At 55.4% G+C, this 993-nt stretch carries 2 protein-coding genes; both read right to left on the minus strand.

The window, feature by feature from the left end:
• Nucleotides 1–679: ATP-binding protein (locus BQ9859_RS03795; protein ID WP_075876950.1), on the minus strand; the 679-nt coding region annotated here is incomplete at its 3' end.
• Nucleotides 676–993: hypothetical protein (locus BQ9859_RS03800; RefSeq protein WP_456237772.1), on the minus strand; the 318-nt coding region annotated here is incomplete at its 5' end. The genes BQ9859_RS03795 and BQ9859_RS03800, both read right to left, overlap by 4 nt.

The following is a 993-nucleotide window of genomic DNA, read 5'->3' on the forward strand; positions in this document are numbered from 1 at the left end:
AGGTCAGGTTGGTGGTGACGATCAGCGGCCTGCGGCTGCGGTATCGGCTGTCAATGACGCTGTAAACCTGTTCCAGCCCGTATTCTGTTCCACGCTCCATGCCGAAATCGTCCAAAATCAGCAGCGGATAGCGGTAGAGCCGGGAGATGTACTCGTTCCTGCCCTCAAAGCTGGCAGCAAGGTCATTGAGGATTGCGGCAAAGTTCGTCATGCGGACGGGAATTTCTTTCTCCATCAGGGCGTTTGCGATACAGCCTGCAAGGTAGCTTTTGCCGGTTCCCACACCGCCCCAAAAGAGATAGCCGATGTTTTCGGCCTGCATGGTGTCCCAATGCTCCGCATAAAACCGGGCAACAGCAGTCTGGGGGTTCCTGCCGTTGTCGTTTTCAAAAGTCCAGTCCCGCATGGCGGTATCGGAAAATCCCCGGCGTTTCAAGTCCTCTACGGTGTCAAGGTGTCTGCGCTGCTGTTCGGCGGCTTCACGCTCAATCCGCTGCGCCCGCTGGCAGTCGCACTCTGCCGGGTGGCGGTCAAGTCCGAAAAGCGTCTTGCCCTCCGGGAAGTAGGCTTCCTTGGGTTTGCGGCATTTTCCGCAGTACAGCAAACCGTCCTCGCCTTTGTAGTCACCGCTGTCCGGCTCGGTATCCGGCAGCAGATTGATATTCTCGATTTTGTTCATAAACTTTCTCCCTCCTTGCAGGTGTAGTCCGGGACGCCCTGTTTCGAGGCGTCCTTTTTGTCGTTCTCCGCCCAGATCCGCAGGGCGGCGGCATAGTTCTGGTAGATTCTCCCGTTGGCGGCAAGGTAGCGGCTCATTTCCTCAATGAGCCGTTCCAGTCTGTCCGGAAACTCGGTTTTCAGTTCTGCATACTCGGCTTCGGTCAGAAAAACATTCTCATATCTGCCAAACGGCTTGTGCGGCTCTCCACTCACTCCCATTGTTTGGTTTTCTATCAGGTTGTTTATAGTAAGGTTGTTAGGGGTCGGTTTTCC

Origin of the sequence: Merdibacter massiliensis, assembly GCF_900155395.1 — a bacterium.
Taxonomy (GTDB): domain Bacteria; phylum Bacillota_I; class Bacilli_A; order Erysipelotrichales; family Erysipelotrichaceae; genus Merdibacter; species Merdibacter massiliensis.